Here is a 22630-nt window from a genome sequence, read left to right as displayed (position 1 = left end):
AAGTATCTTTACCTGGCATGCCTTTATTGTTCACTAGTTTTATGAGTAATAGTGATTATTTTAAAATCTGAACATAACTTAGACAACGACAATTCATTTTGTGGAGAAAGTGGTATGGAGACATTGTGTAACCACGCAACAATTCGCTCGTTATCTATGGGGGTTTCCTGGAAAAACACAATGATGTGTTCTTTTCCTGCATGATGATCAAATTCAAACCCTTGGTATTTGTCGGGAATGTAAATCATATTTTTGTTTTTGCTGTATGAAGCGAAGGGACGTGTCACAGAACCCTCCTCAGGAAAAAGGTAGCCCACTTCTCCTTTACTATCTTTAAAAAAAATACTCAGGTAGTCGTTTTTCTTGTGAGCAAAAATGCGCAGTTGTAGTTGATCTCCTTCTGTTACATATTCAATTTTGGAAAGAGGTTGGAAAAGAGGTTGTTGCTTACCACGTACGAAAAAATCCACGAGAAAAGGTTCGGGAGAAATGGAAAAGCTTCCAAGTAAAGTTTGCGTGAAGTCTTCGCCAATACCGTAGATACGCCAAGAGATTTTCTGTTGCGGCGTGTATGAGCCTATTTTTTTTGTTTTAATCCCTCGTGAAGCAAACGAACTGATGACGCGTTCAATTTTATCGATGGACAATTTGTTATGCGAAGGTAATAGTAACCAATCCTCGTGATAATTGACTTCCTTTGCTAAAATTTGCAGTTCTTGTGTTTGAGGAGAAACGAAGTACTGATCCAATGTAAAGATTTTACCATTTTTCCGTGCAAAAAAATATATATATGACTGACTATGATTGCGTATGGTAATCCGATCCTTCGCTGTCAAAAAATAAGGTTCTTCCTTTAGAATCGCCACATTCTTGTATGAGATGGTAGGAAACGTAATTTTTGACGTCGACATGGTAAAAATGAAAAAACTACACATTAGTAACACCAACACGAGCAATGCGACAAGCGCTTGTTTTTTTGCTGGTACGTGTGGTGAACGTTTCACACGACTAGAGCGTGGTGTGCTTTTAAGATTTGCGATACTCGCGGCAAATTCTTCGGCGCTGCCGTAGCGATTACCAATCTCTTTTGCCATCGCCTTCCTACATACTTTTTCCACTTGACTCTTGATATCATTCTTTACGTCACTGAGCAACGGGGTTGGAGAATTTACGATGAGATTCATCACTTCCACTTGCGAATTCCCCGAGAAAGGCAACATACCGCTCAAGGCATGATACATAACAACGCCCAATGAATAGATATCTGTTTGCGGCGATATCTCTCCTAAACCGGAATCTATTTGCTCTGGTGACATGTAATAAATGGACCCCACGATTTGATTTTGTCTAGTGAGTTCATCAACGTGTTGCATCTTCACCAACCCAAAATCAACAATGCGTGGTTCTCCATCGCGATCAACTAAGATATTTTTTGCCTTGATATCGCGATGTATAATTCCCATGCGATGTGCATACCCTAAAGCGCGCGCAATTTTTTCTATCAGACTTAACGTTTCTTCAATGGTAATTCCCGAAGCAATTTTTTCGTGTAGCGTTTGCCCTTCGATAAAGTCCATCACAAAATAGCAAATATTCTCCTGTTGCCCGCAATCAAAAATATTCACAATATGCGGATGGTTTAATTTTCCGCAAGCTTCAATTTCACGAAGAAATCTTTGCGAAGAGCGATTGCAATGCATTGTTTTTATGGCAACGTATCTTTTAATATATGGATCAAAGGCCTTGAAAACATCTCCCATACCACCACTACCAATTTTACTTACAATTTTATAGCGCCCGACTTGGGGAGGTGTCGTAATCTCCTTTGTGGGGGAATGATCAATCACCTGCTGTTTTGCTAGCCAGTCGTGTAAAGACATTTGTGGACGTAGTTGCAAATATTTTTCTACGTAATGAGCTAAGTACTTGGGTTCTAGAGATTTATTTTGTAAAATAGAGCGAACACTTAACATCAATTTATGTTGCTCGCGATCAATGATATTTTTGCTCAACAAAAAATCAATAAATGGCATTGTCATCTGCTGTTGTTGATAAAAGTTCCATGCTTTTTGCAACAGGGCCTTATCGGCGAAGCGACAGTGACTAAGTATATACAGCTCCATATTTGTTCCTAACAAAACAAGAGTAAAGTGAATATGCCTATTGTAATTGATAACTCGCTATTTTGTCAATGTTTAGGGAAGTCCGATGAAGAAATTTTATATTTTATGTTTCGCAGTGTGTTTGTGTGTTTGCAGTGCACAAGAAAATATTTTCACCTTGCGTCTTCTCAATGAAGAGGTTTTACAACACTTAGACAAAGCACAATATAGAAAGGCTATTGCCAAAGGAGACAAAGCATATACCTCGGCGAAAAAACTTCTGGGAGAAGAACACATTGAAACTTTGGCAATGGGTAACAATTTAGCATTGGCATACGACTACAGCGGTTTGGTTCGCAAGGCAGAGACTTTGTATTTACATTTACTAGAAATGAAACAACGAGTGTATGGCAAAGAACATCCAACAACACTTCTCGCCGTTAACAATCTCGGTTCTTTCTATCAAGACATGGGAGATCCACGCAAAGCATTGTCGATGCTACAATCAGCATACAAACTACAGTGTAAAACGATAGGTGCCAAACACCGTGACACTCTCACCACTATGCAAAATTTGGCCGCGTTGTACAATGACCTATCATTGTTCAAAAAGTCACAAGCGCTTCACCAAAAATGTTACACAATGATGCGTGATACACTGGGAGAAAATCACTCGGATACTCTCAACGAACAAGCGAACTTTGCCTTTATATACTTGAAAATGGGCCAGTATACAAAGGCAAAAAAAATGTTGATGGATGTATGGCAAAAACGCATCCGAACTCTGGGGAGAGATCATCCTACATCACTCAATATAGAATCGAATATTGCCAGTTTATATCGTGAATTAGGCGAATACCGACGCGCGGAAAAAATGTACCAACGCATTACACAACTTTTGGTCCAAAAATTAGGAGAGAATCATCCCTCTACATTGATATCGTATTCCAATATAGCGGTTTGTTACCAAGACCAAGGGCGCTACTCTGAAAGCGAAAAGCTAATACGTCGTGTTCTAGATACACAAAAAATATATGTTGGTAAAAGTCACATCACAACAATGAACTCAATGAACAATTTAGCGAGTATCTATGAAGAGCAAGGAAAATTTGCGAAAGCACGTGAGCTTTATAGTGAAAGTTTACATACAACACAACAAGTCTATGGAGAGGTGAATATTAAAACATTTGTTGGTCACAACAATCTCGCTTCGGTTTTCTTTAAACAGGGTCATGAAACACAAGCGCAACAAATGTACACGAATAATTTGGAAAAATGTCGCCAACATCTTGGAGAACTACATCCTGTTACCATTGGTACCGCAAATAATCTCTTGCATCTTTATTTGAGCCAAGGAGATTTACTTGCACATGCAGATTTTGTGGTGGATACGTATAACAAAGCAAAAAAAGTATGGGGGATACAACATCCCTCAACAATTAAAATCGGTACGGGTGTTGCGTGGTTATACACGCAAACAGGAAAAAATCAACAGGCCGAAAAACTGTATATATATTTATTGAAATCAATAAAAAACCTACTTGGCAAAGAACATCCCACAACACTTGTTATCGAACGAGGATTGGCCGATACTTATACCACGAATGGTAAACCCGAACTAGCACAGAAAATGTATCGAAAAATACTAGGAAAAATCCAGAAAATTTTTGGAGAGCAGCACCCCCAGACATTGTTGGCAATGAATAATCTCGCCTCAAATTACGCGAGAACAGGGCATTACAGTGAAGCAATGGACCTGTACGATGACTGTTTGAAGAGAACGCATATGTTTGTACGGCGTGCTTTTGAGGGGAGCAACGAGCAAACCAAGTTGGCTCTTCTTGGCAAATACAACATCATTAAAGACGGTTCGCTAAAGTTTTATCTCTCTTTACTGACAGATCCACATACTCCGAAAAATATTCGTATAGAGGTCCAAAACAAAATTTTCGAAATTTCACTATTGTATAAGAGCCTTGCACTATTTTCTTCCGCGGAAGTTCATAAACGCGCCTCTAAAAATCCTAAACACCACACAGATTTACAATTGTTGAATACAAAACGCAACCAACTTTCAAAACTGTTTCTAAAGTCTCCTCTGAACCACGAAAAATATAAACAACGGATCGACAAAGTTACCCAAGAAATTTCGCAGTTAGAACAACGATTGACCAATAAAATTTCTATCTTCCACACTTACAAATACGTCAGCGCACAGCAAATACAGCAACGCTTGCGTCCACAAGAAGCTCTTGTGGATTTTGTTATTTTTTCCGCGTCCACAACGCCATATATCTTAGCAACGATTGTAAAAAACGACGATATTGTTGTTTTACCTATTTCCCAATTTGACGACCTGCGCCGTAATGTTAAAGAGTTTCGTGAAAAAATTGTCTTACGCCAGCCTATTTCGAAGGTCGCCAATGTTATTTATTGTCATATTTGGCAGCCATTAGAGCATCATTTATCACAAATAAAAACCGTGTATTTAATCAGTGAGAACATACTACATCTTTTGCCATTTAACGCCTTAATCGACAATCGCGAAAAATATCTCATTGAAAATTTTGCGATTCATCCCCTCACCATGGCACGAGACTTACTGCAAGAAGGTCAGTACCCTGCGGCAAAGAAAATAACTATTTTTTCGGCCCCCGATTTTGGCAACGTCGGCAAAAATCACAATGCACGTGCGGCAGTAAATTTACAATTTGAAAAATTACCCTTTACCCAAGTGGAGGCGCAAAGTATTGCGCAAATTGCCGACGACTGCAACAAACAAGCACAAATATTTTCGGGAAGTACGGCGACAAAACAACAAATTCTAACCGTTAAATCTCCACAAATTCTTCACATCGCCACCCATGGTTTCTTTCTCAATAGTCGTAATGAAGGCCAAGCAAACCAACGTGGCTTTATTAAGCCACAAACAAGTTCCGTTCCCGATATTTTGCAAGACAATACTATTGTAAAAAATCCGTTGTTGCAATGCGGTCTTGCTTTTAGCAATGCCAACATGGGTAGTGAAGGAGTGGTCACTGCTCTTGAGGTACTGTCGATGAATTTAACCTCGACTCAGCTGGTGGTCCTTTCCGCATGCGAAACAGGTGTCGGAACACTACAGCAAGGAGAAGAGGTCTATAGTTTACGTCGTGCTTTTCAGCAGGCTGGTGCCGGAGCGGTGCTTTCTACTTTGTGGATTTTAGACGACAAAGCGACAAATCATTTCATGCGCACTTTTTATCGCAATTTCTTCTATGGTCTGGCACCACAACAATCGCTTCGCAAAACACAATTGGCATTTTTGCGCAGTGACAAGTATCAGCATCCATATTTCTGGGCACCTTTTGTCATGAACGGTTATGACAAAAGGTTTCCTCAGCAAAGTAATGAGCAAATTCACTCCAGCGGCAATCAGACGCTATTCATCGTACTTGCTGGTTTCATTGCTGCTATTTTCCTCGTTGTCATCATCGTTCTACACCTAAAAAATGCACAAAAAAAATTACAGCAACAACGACAAAATAGACGCCAGCAACGTCTCAGTAAACGTAGTTAATGGAGGCAAAATAAATGATTCGAGCATTGTGTATTTTATTATTATGTTGTATGTGTAGTTGTGGTACCGTTGCCAATCTCGCGTTTGGCGCTCCGAAAACAAACAATGGCTTTATGGGCTTAGAAACACGGGTCTATGGAGGGATACAGTGGGACTTTGCGGTGATTACCGCGTTTGCGGAGGAAGAGAATCCATTACTATTACTATCACTACCTTTGGGTATTATCGATTTCCCGCTGAGCTTTGTGGGCGACACCTTTACATTGCCCATCGCAATAAAGTTTTCACAAGAGTAGAGTGAAATCAATCTCTTTGTTCACAAGTTATAAACTAGTTACAAAAAATATAACCACATTTTTTCTTCCATATATCACTATTTTTATATATCATAGATGAAAATAAAAGTCTATTTACAAGGTGATGGTATGCAATTGCTTAATAATCGATATAGATTTGAAAAACTGCTAGGGCGTGGGGCAATAGGGCAAGTACATCTTTGCCATGATGTCGTGACGAATAAACTCGTTGCGGTAAAAGAATGTATTCCCCAAGGAGACCATGTCGAAAAAGCAATAGAAAGAATCCGACGTGAACATTACTTTATGTCCAAGATTCACCATCCCAACCTGGTACATGGACTAGATTTAATTGAGCTACCAGGACGACTTTTTATCGTAATGGAGTACATAGAAGGCATTACCTTAAAAAAACTCATCTATGACCACAAATATAAAATCCACTTCAAGCAACAACTCGAAATTGCCAAACAAATATGCGTTGCCGTTGCCGTTTTAAACGACAATGGAATTATTCATCGCGATTTGAAACCTGCCAATGTAATGCTAAAGAGTGACTTAACTCCCGTGATCTTAGACCTGGGAATCGCCAAGTCTACACAAAATGACCTCGATGAAATAACGCGCACAGGTGCCCTTGTGGGAACGCCTCAGTATATGGCTCCTGAACAAATTAATGAAAAAATAAAGGCCACCAAAAATACCGATGTGTTTGCATTGGGAGCGTTGTTATATCAGTTTTTTTCGTGGTCTGACCACTCTCCTTTTTACGATGGACATGTTTCAGCTACGATGAAACGAGTGGTGCAATTTTCGCCACCTACCATCGTAGTGCCAGATGAATTTGATTATGTTGCCGCTGTTGTAGACAAAGCCCTACAAAAAGATCCCGCACAAAGATTTTCTTCTGCATCGGAAATGGTGCGTATGTTGTCTTCCCCCAATGCTTTTCTACAAAAACAAAAAAATATACAGCGTAGGGCAAAAAAACGGAAAAAAAAGAAAAGCGTTGCACGACAAGTTGTGACAGCCATTTTCTTTTGTTCATTGCTCATTGGTGGTAAATTTTTATTCTTTAATGAAACCAATATCTCCAACAAGGTACGTGAAACAGAGAAAGTTGTCAAGAATAGCGAAACACAAGATCCGGCGACACCTGTGGAAAATAACCAAACACAAAATCCGGCGACATCTGTGGAAAATAACCAAACACAAGATCCGGCGACATCTGTTGGCAGTGATAAAATAGAAAATGCCAAAAACGACGCGAATAACGATTATAGTGAAATTTGCGAACAACATTACAAAAAAGGCATTGCCTACTTCGATGCGCGCAAATACGAAATAGCTATGGTGGAGTTTAACGCAATAATAGAATTACAACCTGCATACAAGGAATACATTGCGTATCAATGGCGAGGATATCTATATCATATACAAGGAAAATATGACCTAGCCATGGATGACTACGATGAATTCGTAAAAATGCGTCCGGAGTATTGGGAAGGCTATGCACGAAGAGCATATGTACACGCTCATCGCAAACAATATGATTTGTGTGTAAAAGAATACGACAAAGCGATTCAGTATAATCCCAAACGCGCCAAGTTATATCACAACCGTGCGGCAGCTTACACGCAAATCAAGAAAGATAATTTAGCGCTCGCCGATTACAATAAAGCCATAGAGCTTGAACCCCGAAATAGAGCGTATTTAGCAAGTCGCGCCTATCTTTATGAAATACACGGTAAAAATGATCTGGCCATAGCCGACTACTCTACCATCATTGAAATAACGCCTAACTACATCGAAGCGCGTCAAAAAAGAGTCAAGTTGTGCTATCACCAAGGAAACGTTGATATGATCATCAGTGATTGTACATATATCATGAATAATTCGCGTAAACAGGTGCCAAATACATATTGGTATCGAGGCACTGCATACTCTCGAAAGAAACAATATCCGCTAGCGATAGCTGATTTTAATAAAGCTCTTCGCCTAGATGGCAATCATTATTGGTCTTACCACTCTCGGGGACGTGCCTATCACTACCAAGGAAATTTGGAACAGGCCTTGGCGGATTATAATAGATCTCTAAGGATTAAACCGAACAATATAGACGTTTATGTTGACAGAGGACGACTATACGAAAGACTTGGTAAACATCGTCTAGCGGCCCAAAATTACAATACAATAATAAGATTAGCTCCCAAATCGGTCTCCGGATATGAAGAAATGGGTGGTCTTTTCTCCAGACTGAAAAAGTATAAAAAGGCGATTGCTTATTGGAAAAAATGCATTGCCCTGGGCGCAAAAGACAAAAAGTATTTGCTACTGATCAAGAGTGCGCAGAAAAAGTTAGACAACAAAAATTAGTGATGCACAAGACCAAACAAAAATCTTTAAAGACGGTAGACAACGACAACGAATACCACGCATGTACATTTTATTTGTCGAAAGATGTCGAGTATAAAATTGAAAATTGTATTTTTGACAACTGCAGTTTTCGCAATGATGTTACATTTTCTGCTATTGTCAATTGTCACTTTCATCAATGCAGTTTTTCCAACCAATTCCAACTAAACTTGCGCGACGCAAACGCAATGAATTTACACAGAGAACTACCACGCCTTTCTCTACTGACGCACTTGGACTTGCGCTTAAATTCACTCGATCATTTTCCTGTAGAAATATGTCAACTTTCGCGTTTGGTCAAGTTGAATTTACAACACAACAAAATACATACATTGCCAACAGAAATTTCTCAACTTTCTTCACTGCGTTATTTGGACTTAGGTCACAACTTGTTATTGACACTACCAGACGAAATTCGCCAATTGAAGTGTTTGCAAAAGCTATATCTTTGCGACAACTATCTTCAGAACATTCCACCAGCGGTATCGGAACTTACATCGCTTACACATCTTGACCTTGAGACCAATGATTTAAAAAGTATTCCACGCGAGATTGCCAATTTGCAATCATTAGAATACCTGAATCTTGCGGAAAACAAAATCAGATTATATGACCGAAGACGCTTACGAAAATGGCTACCAAAGAAATGCCGTATCAACTACAAAAGTTCGTACATGAGTCCTTGGGAGTAATAGAAGATCACTCGTCGACAAAATCCACGATAAAATTTAATTGCATGCTAAGTATTGCCTTCGAAATATTGATGACGTGGCATTCGATCTCTGTAGAACCTGTCACTTCTTTAACACGCGGTTTTTTCTGTTCTCTTTTGGCGATAACAGTGATGGTGTTCATCATTTTTTCATAAATGCCTTCGCTAATCTCCTCACGGTATTTTTCGCGGTCTCGCACATCGAAACCAGGGTCATTCGTTGTAATATGAATATCACCGTGATTTTTGTATTTGTCCGTCCAAACTTTCAGGCAATCGAGAATGCGAGAGACTTTCGTAGAACGCTCCCAAAAATCTTCTTCTAACAATGGTACACGTAGATGAAAAGCAATATCTACTTGTAAATATTCGCTATCTTGTTTGTTAAAAACTTTTGCAGAAACTTTTGTTTTATGTTGCTCTTGGTAACTACCCGTTGAAAGAGTAATGTCTGAAAATAGCCGTTTCACATCGTTTTCAATCTTGGTATAGTACTCGCGAGCGGTAGAGATGGCTTTACTATTATCTTCTGCTCTTACGGTAAGGAAAATGGGGAATAAAGCATGGTCAGGGCTTACGGTAAGATCTCCTCTTAGTATGTTTATTGACCTAGAATGCCGTTCTTTGTAGTAACTAGACTTCATCAATGCCTCCTTAGATGTAACGCAACCAAGAGTTCGGATACGTAGATTTTAATTTTCGGTAAAAGTAGCAACATGGTAATAACACAATGATAACGCATAATGAAGACACAAGCGTAGTGTTTATGCCTTCGGTTTGATACATGCCCATGGCCTGTGCCGTCCATACAAGTACGTGCATGTGCAGTATGTAGTAAAAAAGAGCTGTTTGCCCCAAAACTTGTATGGGTTTCAAGAGTACAGAGAAAAATTTATGTGCCTGCTCTATATATTGAAATAGTCCGAGAAAAATAGCAATAAGTCCTAACTCTAAAGAAATAAAAGCAAGAGCTGGTGGGTACTTGCTCACATGTAACCACTGCACAATCGAAAAGTCATCGCGGTACAACAAAAAATTTCCGTAGCTATTGAAAAAGCGTATGATCACAAAAACCAAGACTGCCATACCACCTAATAGAATTAGTTTGAAAGGCTGTTGTTCTTTCTTCAGAAATGAACGCCCTAAAATCCACCCGAGCATCATCATTGCCAGCCACGGTAATACCGGGTAAATCACCAGAAAATATTTGCTCATCCCCCCAGAAAAAAATAAACTAACAACCACATTTCTTCCCGTGGTCATGTAAAGCAAACCAGTGACAGCTTCCAATCCGAATATGATGCTTAAAGAAATGCCCCATAACCATCGATTAGACAAACGCCGTATCGCCGGCATACAAATAAAACTAAATCCAATGGCATATAACACCTGTAGGATAATTCCTCGCACAAGAAGACTCATCCACAATATGTCAATAGCAATCAATAAAACACCGCGCTTCATCACATGACGATCCATTTGTCGTGGACATTCACCGCGGGCAATACGCTTTTCGGTACTCAATGCTAGTGATACCCCTGCTAATAGCAAGAAGCCAGGTGCACACATATGAGTAATCCACCGTAAAAAAAATTGATCTGCGGCGAGAACCGTTCCTGCTTTATACAAAAAAATAGAATCCGTAACCAAACGCCCGGAATTAAATGCTAGAGATGCATGATCGATGGTCATGAGTATCATAATAAAACCACGTAACCAATCGATAGAGAGTAGTCTGTTTTTCGTTTGCATGATTGCACCAGTAAAATCAATGTTAAAAAAATTTTAGAAAAACCTTTTTGGAAAATTCGCATAAGAAATTATTATGGCATAGCACCATTATGTTGTAAAGCTTTCGATTAATAATACATCAACTACAAATTGTTGAGGTAAAAAAATGAATAAAAAACTAAAAAAATCCCCCAGAGATGTTTCACGGGGACTGCGATTAAATCTTTTATTTGGTGGTTTTTATAACCAATTTGGCTGGTTCTTTTTTGGCTTTGGTATGATCCACGTATGGGTTTTTGGGATCAATGCCGACTACCTTGAATACCACAAGTTTTTCGAACAACCCATTGAGTCAGAAGGAAGTGTAACGGCGGTGGTTGCCGAGGACGACTCATTCCGCTGCAACTACGAAATGAACATCGACGGTACCGTGCATCGCGGAAGTGCCTTAAGCAACAAAAAATACGACGTGGGAGAAACGGTGATGATACATCACTTTAGCGAAAACCCACAGTGGTCGCAAATACACGATTTGGGGGATAACGGTGGAATACCATTTTTCATCGCATGGGCAGCAAGTATTTTTCCTCTAATTGGTCTAACCTTTGTGTTTTTTGGCATACGTCGCGGTAAGAAAAGTATTTTTCTAATCACCGACGGCAATGAAACCACTGGAAAACTCACCAATAAAGAAGCGACAAACGTGCGCGTGAATAACCAACGCGTGTATAAATACACCTTTGAGTTTAAAGACGACTTGGGAAATACACAACAAGCGATCGCAAAAACACACTTGCAACATATCTTACAAAATGATGAAGAGGTAATTTTGTACCACCCGCTTCGTCCCAGTGAATCGATTTTAATCGACAATCTCCCCGGAAATCCACGTGTAAATGAAAAAGGTGAATTCGAAGCGCATATTGCCAAGACTATCTTGTACAGCATCATTCCTGGACTAGCCATTTTCGGACATGGCACCGTACTTTTTTATGTTCTTTTTGCTTAGAGCGAACACCTAACAAAAAAATGAAAATGCTTTGATTTCGGCTCGAAACTACGATGAAATCATTGTGACTTACCGTAAAAGTGGTCCTAAAACTGTGGTGAAAAATGAACGATAATAAATACGAAATAATAGAAGAACTGGGACGCGGAGGAATGGGAGTTGTCTACAAGGCAAAAGATAACTCTGTCCAACGCATTGTTGCCATAAAAACCTTACTACAAATGTCGCCAAAAGCAATAGAACGTTTTTTTCGTGAAATGCGTTCTATGTCACGTATTCAACACCCCAATATTGTGCGCTTGTACGAAATGGGAAATATTTCTGGTCGTTATTTTTATTCGATGGAGTATATCGCAGGTCAGGATTTGGCAAAATATTCACAGACGCACAAGTTGAGTTTTCGCGAAATGGCCAAAATAATGTCCAAAGTTGCCCGTGCGATTCATGTTGTGCACAACGAGGGTATCATTCACCGCGATTTAAAACCTCAGAATATTCTGCTAGGTGAAAGCAAAGAACCGTATATCATGGATTTTGGCTTAGCAAAAGCCATTGACTGTGAGGGTGATCTGACAAAAAGTGCACAAGTTTTGGGAACACCATTTTATATGTCACCAGAGCAAGCGCAAGGTAAATTGGAAAATATTGACTACCGAAGTGATATATATGCGTTGGGAGTGATTCTGTACGAGCTATTGACGTACGAAAAGCCCTATAGCGCTGGTTCACTTGTGGAACTTTTTTGTAAAATTATCGAAGCACCAGTTACCGCACCACGAAAAAAGAATAAACAAATCCCTGTTTCTTTGGAAAATATATGTCTCAAAGCGATGGAGAAAAAAAAGGAACATCGCTATCAACAGGCTGACTTGATGGCACGCGATTTAGAACGCTTTTTACGCGGAAAATCCATTTCGCGAACCAAGCGCAAGGCCCCTTTGTGGAAAAATATCGCCATGGTTTTTGTTCTAATGTTTTTTTGTTTGGGAATTTATCTAACATTCTTTTCACAACGGCAGCAAACAAATATTCACATTACCTTAACAAGTGAGGACTACATCACCAATGTGCAGAATCTACGCAAAGAAGGTTTATTTCAAGAAGCTCGGGAAATTTTAGAAAACAGTACCAAAAAACCAAACGCTGAACTACAGGAATTACTCTTTGCAACATATATTGATTTAAATATGCACGAAAAAGCCAAAGCCATGTTAGCGCTTGTAGATAAAAATAGCGATTTTGTTTCTATGAGTATGGGAAAGATGTTTTTCCAAGAGAAAGATTTCACCAAAGCGAAAAAATACTGGGAAAAAGTAAGACAAAATCCATATGTACGCGATGAGGTTTGTCACTATTTAGGGCGGTTAAATTTTTATGAAGGAAATTATGCGCAAGCGGTACAAATGCTACAGCAAGTTGATACTAGCAAATACAATACAAAATATCACCCCTTTTATCTGGGAAAAAGTCTTTTCTACCAAGAAAAATATTCTTTAGCGCTTCCTCATCTGCAAAAAATCTATGAGAAAATTTTTAGTGCTGAGATATACGAAATGATGGCAAAATGCTATGCGAAAGTTGACCAGTTCGAACGCTCTTGCACTTTTTGGAAAAAATGCTTGGATTTACAACCTGACAATAGCTATTTTTTTACGGAATATGCAAAAATTTTGTATTTGCAAAAAAAATACATTACAGCAAATAACAACTTCCTAAAGGCAATGGACCTTGACCCGCAGAACTGGAATGCCATAAGTGGTATTTTGGAAATCAATCATTATTATCCACTTCTCAACTGGCAGAATAGCATACATTTGATCAAGTCAACCGGAGATATATTTCACTATCGGCCTGTAGATATTCATAAATTTTATTTACAGCAGGTACTACAAGACAATAAAGAAGTCTACTCTGTATGGAATCATCTACAAAGTAAAACAGGAAATCCCAAAATATTTTTAAAAATCTTAAGTTCTTCTTCAACAAAGTCACAACAGACGTCCATTCAAGCCTTATTTTCACTACGCCATACCGATCTTGAACCAATAGTAACGGAATATATAAAGCCACTTTCTCCGGAAAAAAGAAACAAAGTGCAAGGTATATGGAAAATGATCTACCGGCGCAAACTTTCCGAGCAAAAGCAAGCATTATATTATCGGTTGGCACAACTTTCTTTGTATAAAAATAGCGACCTTTATCGGAGTTTATTTTCTGAAAAATCTATGATTTTACAAATTTTTCAAGACCACAAACAAAAGGTAATTCACCGTTATCTGGCAGCTCAGTATTTACTAAAAAATTTACGCATGAATGTGTTAAAAACGATGAGCAAAAGCAAAGAAGATCGTATAGGGGCTCTCATCGCGGCAATTGTTTTAAATGAAAACAATTTTTCGCAACCAATACCAAAGGTAAATGAAACAGCTTCTTTGGACCCTTTTTTACGCTTCTTAATTATCCATAACGCCAAAAATAATGAGATTTTATTTCGTGAAATGCGACAAGACAACAACATAGCTGTCAAAGTATATGCCGCAACCCTACTTGTTTATAAAAATCTCAAGTTGCCGCGTAAAGAAGAGGTAAAAAAAACATTAGAGTGGTGCGCACAGCAAAAAAATCTTAAACTTATTTTCCGATTGTGTGCTTACAATGCGTTGTGGAAATCGTTCCATAATGAAACTCGCGCTAGAAAAAAGCGTTACACACAACCGTTTTCTCACAGAAAATTTCTATTAGACTCTTTAGACAACGACAATGAGCAAATACAACTTCTGGCCATGCGTTATCCTTTTAGGTATAAAATACCCGGCTACAGAGAAAAACTAGTCGAACTTGTAAAACATTCTAATTTACAAATACAACACACCGCTTTGCTCACCCTTTCTTTTCTTGATGCAGATCATCCTATTTTTCTAAAAGTTATAGACAGTGATCGTTACTCTCTTTCGATGAGAAGTCTGGCATTTCTATTTTACTTTTTCCAAAGTTTGCACAGCGGTGATATGTGGAAAATTTTGCAAAAAATTAGAGTACTAGAAAATAAAATGCACAAATGGTTAAGTGATCCAGACCCGCGATTTCGTGGCATGCTTGCGAACAACGCGGCTCTTTTAGGATATCAGTCTCCACAAAACCTAAAAAAAGAAAAAGATCCAAGAGTCCAGGTTTTTATCCTCGCAGGTATGCGCCGCGCTTCTTTCTTGCCCCGCTATAAAATTTCGCGACAAAAGCGCGACAAAATTGCTCAGAAATACATAAACTCATCACATGATGACTTACGCATTGCCGCACAGTTAGTAAAAATATCGTGTAGTTCCTCAGATGAATGGCCACAAATATTTGCCCAAGCGCAAAAAGCAAACCACGTAACGCAAAGAGGTGTTGCCAACGCTTTTGCCTCTATTGTACAGGGGCAAATTATGGAGAGAATGCCTAAAGAATATCGTTTTCGCTTTTACGATATAGACGCCTATCAAAAAATTTATTTAGAGACATTTGACGCATTGTTAAAAACAAAACAGGCGACAGATATAAGGAAAGGGCTGTTCTACTCCGACCAACTAATGCACTTAAACGAAACGTCACACCTTCTTGCTATTCTTCACACATATGAAAAACTCTACTCACAAGCAATAGAGTACTACAAGAAATCGATTGCTCACAGCAACGATACCTTTCTGCAAAAATGTGAGCTGGCAATATTGTATGCTCGCTTAGATATGAAGGCGGAACTGCGAAAATTTTTAGATGTCCACTTTACGAAAGTCATTCCTGAGAAAAAATTGAACATTTTGCAAGAACAGCTTCGAAAAACAGCGACTGTGGCTATAAAAATGCAATCCTATTCCGTGGCCACAAATATACTCTTGCAGCTATTGCAAAACAATAAAAAAGCTTCTTTTGTTCTTGACCTCGCCCGCTGCTGCGCAAAGGAAAACCCACAAAATGCGTTTATTTTACTAAAAGAAGCGCGTTTACTTAGCAAAAACAAGTTGTTGTATTCTAAGGTTATCAGATATGATGAGTTTTCACACTTAGACGAACAGTTGTTGCGTAAGATTTTCCGGAAATAATCGATGTGATTTGCTAACATCTACGAGCTCGCCAAACACACTAAAGTTTACACCGAAGTCCAGGAGTATCGGAAATGTCACAGCAGTTAGCAATAAACCAGTAAAATCCATGTTGAAAAAATTTTCAGAAAACCTCTTTGAAAAATTTGCATAAGAAATTATTATGACATAGCACTGCTTTTTATAAAGCTTTCCATTAACAATACATCCACTACAAATTGTTGAGACGAAAAAATGAATAAAAAACTAAAAAACCCCCCAAGAGATGTTTCATGGGGACTGCGGTTAAACCTTTTATTTGGCGGTTTTTTCAATCAATTGGGGTGGTTCTTTTTTGGTTTTGGCATGATCCAAGTGTGGGTTTTTGGGATTAATGCTGACTATCTTGAATACCATAAGTTCTTTGAACAACCCATCGAGTCACTAGGTACCGTCACTGGCGTGGTTGCCGAACGCGATTCATTCCGCTACAGCTACGAAATGAATATCGATGGCACGGTGCATCGCGGGAGCGCATTAAGCAACCAAAAACACGACGTAGGACACAAGGTGGTGGTATACCACTTTATCAAAAACCCGCAGTGGTCGGAAATACACACTAGAGGAGTTTACCGTGGAATACCCTTTACCATCGCATGGGGGTTAAGTATTGTTCCTATGATTGGTCTTATTTTTATATTTTTTAGTATACTTCGCGGCAAGAAAAGTATTTTTCTGGTCACCAACGGAAATGAAACGACTGGAAAACTGATCGATACGGAAGCGACAAGCATGCGTGTAAATAAACAGCGTGTGTACAAGTATACCTTTGAGTTTAAAGACGACTTGGGAAATACACAACAAGCGATCGCCAAAACCCACTTGAGACATATCTTTTCAAATAACGAAGAGGCAATTTTGTACCATCCGCTTCGTCCCAATCAATCCATTGTTGTCGACCATCTTCCAGGAAATCCACGTGTAAATGACAAAGGTGAGCTTGAAGCAAATGTTGCCGAGACTATTTTATACAGCCTCGTTCCTGGACTAGCCATTTTCGGACATGGCACAGTACTTTTTTATATTCTTCTTGCTTAGCATAAATAATCTTGCAGCATATGGACTTAACTATTATAAACTTAGAAAAACAAAACTTTTCAGAAAGAGCAAAAACCGAATGCTCAAAATTAGCGAATTATGAAATATACTTCTAGATTGTGTTATATAGTTTACATATGAGTGTAAAATCGCACGATTATAACATACGATAATATCATCTTTTTGCGACCTTATACCACTATACTTTAGAGAATTCCGTAATAAGATGTTCGCGAAATTTCATAACACTTTTTCGTGCATAAGAAAGCGGAGTTACAAAGAAAAACTCGATCGCAATGCGCTTTTTCATCTTTAGCATTTCCAAGGTGTGTTTCTTGTCTTGAATGATGTAATGCGGCATAAAAGAAGCACCTAGCCCCTGAAGTAAGCACTGCTTTAAGGTTTCAAAATTTTCTGATTCTACGACAACGTTCGCATTTTTCCACAGCGATTTGTAGTGCTTTTGCACTTGAATAAAGCAATCTTCCTGACGATGCGGATAGGATAACAGATTCCACGTATTTTGTTTTTTCGTGCTGTATTTCAACGACTTCTTTGCCACAAGCAACATCTCATCGCGAAAAAACATCGTTTGCTGTAAATTTGGATGCGGAACAACATCGCATAAAATCGCACAATCTAATTCATGCACACTTACACGTTGCATAATTTCTTTGGTAGTGCCGTACTCGAAAGTAAAAGTAACTTGTGGAAATTGAGTGCAAAAAGTTTTGATTTTTGCTGGCAGGAGATGTGAAGAGATTGTCGAATAAGTACCAATGCGAATGGTACCACCAATTCCATTGTGCAGGTTACGCGTTTCTTGCACAGCATCGTTTAAAACAGTTTCCCATTTAATCACTTCCCCCAACAAATATCTTCCCGGCTGTGTCAGAACTAAACCGCGATTATGCCTTTCAAAAAGCTGTATTTGTAGTTGCGCTTCTAGTTTTTTTATCTGTGTACTCACTGCTGGTTGTGTTATACAAAGTACCTCTGCCGCTTTTGATATCGACTTTTTTTGTGCGACAACTTTAAAGCAAAGAAGAAGGTTTAAATCAAAATCCATGGCGCCCTCTGGTATAACGAAAATTTATAGCGAATATAAAAATGTAAAATTTGAATTATGTCAAAGCCGTCGTATAATGCAAGAAAAAACAGAAAGGAAAAAAAATGCGCAACCTACTTATTCTAATTTTATCCATTCTTTGCATCTATGCGGAAAAAGAGGAACAACTAAAAAAGATTCCCAAAAGTGTTCTTATGTGTGTTCCACATGGATTTCAACCTGTCGAATACTTTCAACCACGAAAATACTTTGATGAAAAAAAGTACCATGTCGAGGTAGCTGCTAAGTTTGATATTCCTCTAGCTCCAGATCAACGCTACATTGATCAATATCCAATGGTCATCCCTGATGTTATTTTTTCTAAAGTAGATGTTAACAAATATGATGTGATCATCTTTGTCGGTGGCAACGGAGCATGGGAGGATTTTTTCCCCAATGGAGACGTTCACAAAATAGTGACCACTGCCATCAAGAAGAACAAAAAACTAGCTTTGATTTGCGCTGCTGCGGGGTTGTTGGCATTTGTCAACAACTTAGATGGAAAGGGAGTTCCTGTTGCAAAAGGTCGCAACATAACAGGATACAAAAAAGTGGCGGGAGCTTTAGAATTTATGGGACAGGTAAAGTATTCTACCGGAGATCTTAGTAAGCCTCATGTTGTTGTGGATGGCAATTTTATCACGGCCCGAGACCAATCATCGGCATTACTTTTCGCAAAAACGATCTCCGCAGAAATGGCAAAGTAGACAACTTTTGTATGGGGCTACTCAATGACGGGCTTTTCTTTATCTGGCATCATTTTTGCTAAAAATTATAGAGACAATTAACATTGTTTACATTTTCTTACTTGCGATAATTTTTACACTGTTAGTAACTAAAGTCAAATATAAGGAAAGTACAATGCCCTCAAAATTTTTAAAACTCATATGCAGTTGTGCATTTGCTATTTGTATAGCGGTATACAGTCAAGCTTCTGATCGCGAAAACCAAACATGGGCCTACACGAAGACTTTTGAAGGGAAAGTAGGACCAGAATGGTCAAGTGCAAAAACTAGCACTACTCCCAGTGGTCGAAAATTTCTTGGCCAGTTCTCCAAAAATGGAGTAACGCTTAGTTTAAATGATCTTCCTCCCCATTCACAAGTGACCATTTCTTTTGAACTTTTCATCATGTCTTCGTGGGATGGTAACTCTAAGGAATGGGGGCCTGACATTTGGGAGCTAAGTGTAAAAGATGGGCCGACATTATTGCATACAACATTTTCCAATAGCGGGATACAAGCTTTTCCACAAAACTATCCTGGAGGAAAAAATATTGCGCGCAGTGGTGCTTCCGAAAACAATACACTGGGATATGTTTTTCGCTATGGCGGTAAAAGACATCCCGCAGATTCTGTGTACCGATTGAAGTATACTTTTTCTCACACAGAAGACTCCGTTATGTTTCAATTCTCTGGCATTGATTTGCAAGGCGTTCACGATGAATCATGGGGACTTGCAAATGTTGCCGTTCATCTTGATGGTAAAATAGATAACAAGGTACAAAAAAGATTTGAAATTGTGGGCCCTAAGGCGGTTAAGTGGGAAGATGAAGTCGTCTATGAAACATTTGAAATAAAAGATGGAAAACAAAAGCCATTACACTTAAATGTGAAGTATCAAATTCAAGGTGCGAAAAGCAAAGACTTTAAAATAACGCCTATTAACTATAATAAGATAAGATTGCAATTTCCTAAAGCATACGCACAATTTTGTGAGCAGAATATTACTCTGATCGCCCAAGTTGATTTTCCCGTAATGGGTGATGACAAAAGCACGGCGAATAACGCTTCATTAGACATCGTTATCTCTAATATTTCCGATCAATGCCATCTTTTACAAAGTGAAATAAAAAAGATAGAGGCGCAAATCGCTACTTTACATAGAGAAGTACGCTTATGTAAGGAACAACTGACGACAATAAAAATTCCTCCGCGTTTTTCCGATGAGGATGCGCAAAAACTTCAACAACAAAAAGAATCTTTAAAACAGCAAAAAGAAAAGTTACAAACCGCTGTAGAGAAGACGGCAAAAGCTATTCAGGAGTTGCGCAAACAACAACAAGAAGCAAACAGACTGAATATGGTATTGACGCGTTGTATGACGCAAGCAGAAAGAGCCTTTATTGCATTAGGAAATTATAAAAATTCGGCAAAAACACGAGAAAACAAACTAGAATTTTTACAGACATTTCTCCCTCGATTTCATCGAGGAAAGACAGATAGTTGGTCCGATGGAGAAGTGGACAATGAATTTTCCATCGCCTATATGAAAGCACGCAAACTTGCAATTGCTCGCGTAGGATTTGGTTTAGTGGGTATTGCAAATCTGGCGACCATGATCATTCCTCATCCAGGAGGTAGATATTCGATTGTCTTTGAAGCCTTCATGTTTGCTCTAGGAACAGAAGTAGATAAAAAAATAGATCCACTTATGAACGAAGTACGAAACTACAATACGCTTTTAAAAAGCGAATACTATCCCATGTTAAAAGAGCTTCAACAACTAGCAGAGCAAGTTCAAAAACTAAAGAAAAAAGGACCTCAGGCACAATTGAAAAAATTTGAAAATTTGCTGCGCCAAAAAGTGCAAAAATTACAAAAAATGAATTTGCACGTTCTTAGCGAGGCCATCAAATTAGTGAACATTGCCAAAAAGCGTCAGAAAAAAATGCAAAAACAATTAAAAACAATAGAACGTGAGTGGAAAAACAAAAAAGAGCAATATGAGCAATTTTTAGTAGCTCAAGATAAACGAAATTGGGAAATTCTTGATAAAAAACAAAGCATATTTGAATTGAAGTCTAAGATACAAACCAGTGAAGAAAAACTTATTCGATTAAATCAAAGACTACAAGAGTTTAGCACCGTATACAATAAATATTGTACGGAAAAAAAATAAAGAATCCATTTCCCAAAATCTTATTTACAGCAGGTAGGGGATGTTCTGCGGACATTATGAATTCAAGAGTGGCACGCGCGTTGCCATTACAAATAGCGCAACTGCCCAGGAAAAAGAAGTATAAACAAGAGTATTGAGTAGAACCAGTCTCTCAATACGTTGCGGATTACGTACCGCCCATTTTAAACCGACAGGCCCGCCTAGATCATGTACAGCTAAATGAGAAATTGACAAATTGCCTTTTATTGTGAACTAGCCATTTATGGAACAAGCACTAAGTCGTGAATTCCTCTCATACACGGAATCTTATAGCCAGTGCGCTCCAGTGCATAGTTGTCTTTTTTTGTTACATTCCAAAATTCGATAAAGCCTTCGCGAGGTTTTTCTTCGCGATTGTGGTAAATGGCAACAGCAAGGTTCTTTCCGCTGGCATCAAAGGTCGCGTTTTCCGGCAAAAGACCGTCAAACCCGTACTCAGCAATCACTTTAATGCGACCTGTTTCGCGGTCAAATGTTAAAAGGGTAAGAGAACTTCTTTCTCTATAGGGCCACACGGTTGCAGGAAAAATACTTGGTAGATATGTGCGATTTATGTTGACCGTTACAACAAGCTTTCCGTCTGGACTCATCGCAAATCCTTCGGGGCTGTAACCAACTTCTTTTCGCGAAACAATGCAATGATACTTTGTCTTTTCGCCAAAAGCTATGGAAGTGAGCGTACCTCGCGGATTAAAAAGATAACTCAGTTGACTATCTCCCCACGCAACATCGGAAATGAGAAAGAAGTTTCCATCTGGAGTAAAACTCCCCATTGTCAGGTACTTTCCTGTTGTGATTTTATTGCCGAACGGTTCTATTTTCTGCGGAACGCCTTTTTCGTTGTATACAATTTTATAAAAAGCAACTTCACGATCACCAATATTCAAGGCAATGTAATTTCCAGATGGATGCCAAGCAACAGAACGCGCTCCTCCGCGAAAATGTTCATTTTTATACGTGGGAATATGAAAAGGATAAATGTTTTCTACTTGGCCATTTGCAAAACCGACTAGACACAATTCTCGACCATCTCCGTCTGTGGTAATGGCCAAAAGATTTTTATTTGGAGAAACCATAATCGCACTGGGGTTAAGACCTATTTTTTTCTGATCTGTCACCTGCAATTTGTTACGAAGGCTCACAACTGTCAACAATGAACCATCAGGAAAACCACTGTAAACATCATCGAACTGTTTGGTCTCTTGAGGAGGAGTGCCTTTTGTCTCCACCACAAAAGCATAAGCGCCATCTTTGGAAACATCGACAATTTGCGGCCAACTGATGACAGAGTTGGGTGTCGATATCGTTTGCATATTGGAATTTTCTGGATTAAGTGGCAGGGGAACAAATGTCATGGTGTCTTTTAAACCGGACCTATTTCCGAGTTTTCCATCCGCATATGCTGTATTGATCATATCAGCGTCTGAAACGCCAATCAATGCTCGCCCAGTAAAAGCTGCTACACCGGTTATTGGTGTTACAGGAATATTTTTCGCACAAGAAACAAGAGCCAATGATAATACAATCACACTAGCAAATTTTATTATTTTTGATTGTTTTCGCATTAAGTTTTATCTCCCCCATTGATATGAGTCATATACG

14 protein-coding genes are annotated in these 22630 nt (G+C 38.8%); 9 read left to right on the top strand and 5 right to left on the bottom strand.

What is annotated here, in order from left to right; translation table 11 throughout:
- Nucleotides 1-23: 23 nt before the first annotated feature.
- On the bottom strand, nt 24-2123 hold the full coding sequence (locus UABAM_RS24165; RefSeq protein WP_151970565.1) for a serine/threonine protein kinase: 2100 nt from the start codon (nt 2121-2123) through the stop codon (nt 24-26).
- Between the two features lie 85 nt (nt 2124-2208).
- On the opposite strand from UABAM_RS24165, the gene UABAM_RS24160 reads away from it, so the two are divergent.
- The 4 genes from UABAM_RS24160 (at nt 2209) to UABAM_RS24145 (ending at nt 9064) form a co-directional block, all read left to right on the top strand.
- Nucleotides 2209-5661: a CHAT domain-containing protein gene (locus UABAM_RS24160; protein WP_151970564.1), complete on the top strand. Its 3453-nt coding sequence runs from the start codon at nt 2209-2211 to the stop codon at nt 5659-5661.
- A 14-nt stretch (nt 5662-5675) separates the two neighbouring features.
- The gene (locus tag UABAM_RS24155; protein WP_151970563.1) at nt 5676-5957 is read left to right on the top strand and encodes a YceK/YidQ family lipoprotein; all 282 of its coding nucleotides are present in this window, start codon (nt 5676-5678) and stop codon (nt 5955-5957) included.
- Between the two features lie 129 nt (nt 5958-6086).
- Nucleotides 6087-8333, top strand: a complete 2247-nt coding sequence (locus tag UABAM_RS24150) for a serine/threonine-protein kinase (protein WP_173013543.1) — start codon at nt 6087-6089, stop codon at nt 8331-8333.
- A gap of 2 nt (nt 8334-8335) precedes the next feature.
- Entirely contained in the window at nt 8336-9064 is a 729-nt protein-coding gene (locus tag UABAM_RS24145; protein ID WP_173013542.1) for a leucine-rich repeat domain-containing protein, read from the top strand.
- A gap of 7 nt (nt 9065-9071) precedes the next feature.
- Here UABAM_RS24145 and UABAM_RS24140 read toward each other — a convergent pair whose 3' ends face one another.
- Both UABAM_RS24140 and UABAM_RS24135 read right to left on the bottom strand, forming a co-directional pair.
- The gene (locus tag UABAM_RS24140; protein WP_151970560.1) at nt 9072-9728 is read right to left on the bottom strand and encodes a hypothetical protein; all 657 of its coding nucleotides are present in this window, start codon (nt 9726-9728) and stop codon (nt 9072-9074) included.
- Nucleotides 9729-9738: 10 nt separating this feature from the next.
- Complete coding sequence (locus UABAM_RS24135; protein ID WP_151970559.1) at nt 9739-10836, bottom strand: DUF1624 domain-containing protein; 1098 nt, start codon at nt 10834-10836, stop codon at nt 9739-9741.
- Between the two features lie 145 nt (nt 10837-10981).
- Here UABAM_RS24135 and UABAM_RS24130 point away from each other — a divergent pair, with 145 nt between their 5' ends.
- The 3 genes from UABAM_RS24130 to UABAM_RS24120 all read left to right on the top strand — a co-directional run bounded on the left by UABAM_RS24130 (nt 10982) and on the right by UABAM_RS24120 (nt 16980).
- Complete coding sequence (locus UABAM_RS24130; protein WP_151970558.1) at nt 10982-11824, top strand: ubiquitin family protein; 843 nt, start codon at nt 10982-10984, stop codon at nt 11822-11824.
- A 104-nt stretch (nt 11825-11928) separates the two neighbouring features.
- Entirely contained in the window at nt 11929-15903 is a 3975-nt protein-coding gene (locus tag UABAM_RS24125) for a serine/threonine-protein kinase (protein WP_151970557.1), read from the top strand.
- 234 nt (nt 15904-16137) lie between these two features.
- The gene (locus UABAM_RS24120) at nt 16138-16980 is read left to right on the top strand and encodes a hypothetical protein (RefSeq protein ID WP_151970556.1); all 843 of its coding nucleotides are present in this window, start codon (nt 16138-16140) and stop codon (nt 16978-16980) included.
- Nucleotides 16981-17179: 199 nt separating this feature from the next.
- Here UABAM_RS24120 and UABAM_RS24115 read toward each other — a convergent pair whose 3' ends face one another.
- Nucleotides 17180-18049, bottom strand: coding sequence for a LysR family transcriptional regulator (locus UABAM_RS24115; protein ID WP_151970555.1), 870 nt, complete (start codon nt 18047-18049; stop codon nt 17180-17182).
- A 104-nt stretch (nt 18050-18153) separates the two neighbouring features.
- Between UABAM_RS24115 and UABAM_RS24110 the strand changes: the two genes are divergently transcribed.
- Nucleotides 18154-18795: a DJ-1/PfpI family protein gene (locus UABAM_RS24110; protein WP_151970554.1), complete on the top strand. Its 642-nt coding sequence runs from the start codon at nt 18154-18156 to the stop codon at nt 18793-18795.
- A gap of 154 nt (nt 18796-18949) precedes the next feature.
- Entirely contained in the window at nt 18950-20989 is a 2040-nt protein-coding gene (locus tag UABAM_RS24105) for an AAA family ATPase (protein ID WP_151970553.1), read from the top strand.
- A gap of 260 nt (nt 20990-21249) precedes the next feature.
- Here UABAM_RS24105 and UABAM_RS24095 read toward each other — a convergent pair whose 3' ends face one another.
- The gene (locus tag UABAM_RS24095) at nt 21250-22593 is read right to left on the bottom strand and encodes a lactonase family protein (RefSeq protein WP_151970552.1); all 1344 of its coding nucleotides are present in this window, start codon (nt 22591-22593) and stop codon (nt 21250-21252) included.
- Nucleotides 22594-22630 lie beyond the last annotated feature (37 nt).

This window comes from Candidatus Uabimicrobium amorphum (assembly GCF_009002475.1).
Lineage (GTDB): Bacteria > Planctomycetota > Uabimicrobiia > Uabimicrobiales > Uabimicrobiaceae > Uabimicrobium > Uabimicrobium amorphum.
The sequence above is the reverse complement of the archived record's forward strand: the minus strand, read 5'-3'. Positions and strand labels throughout refer to the sequence as shown.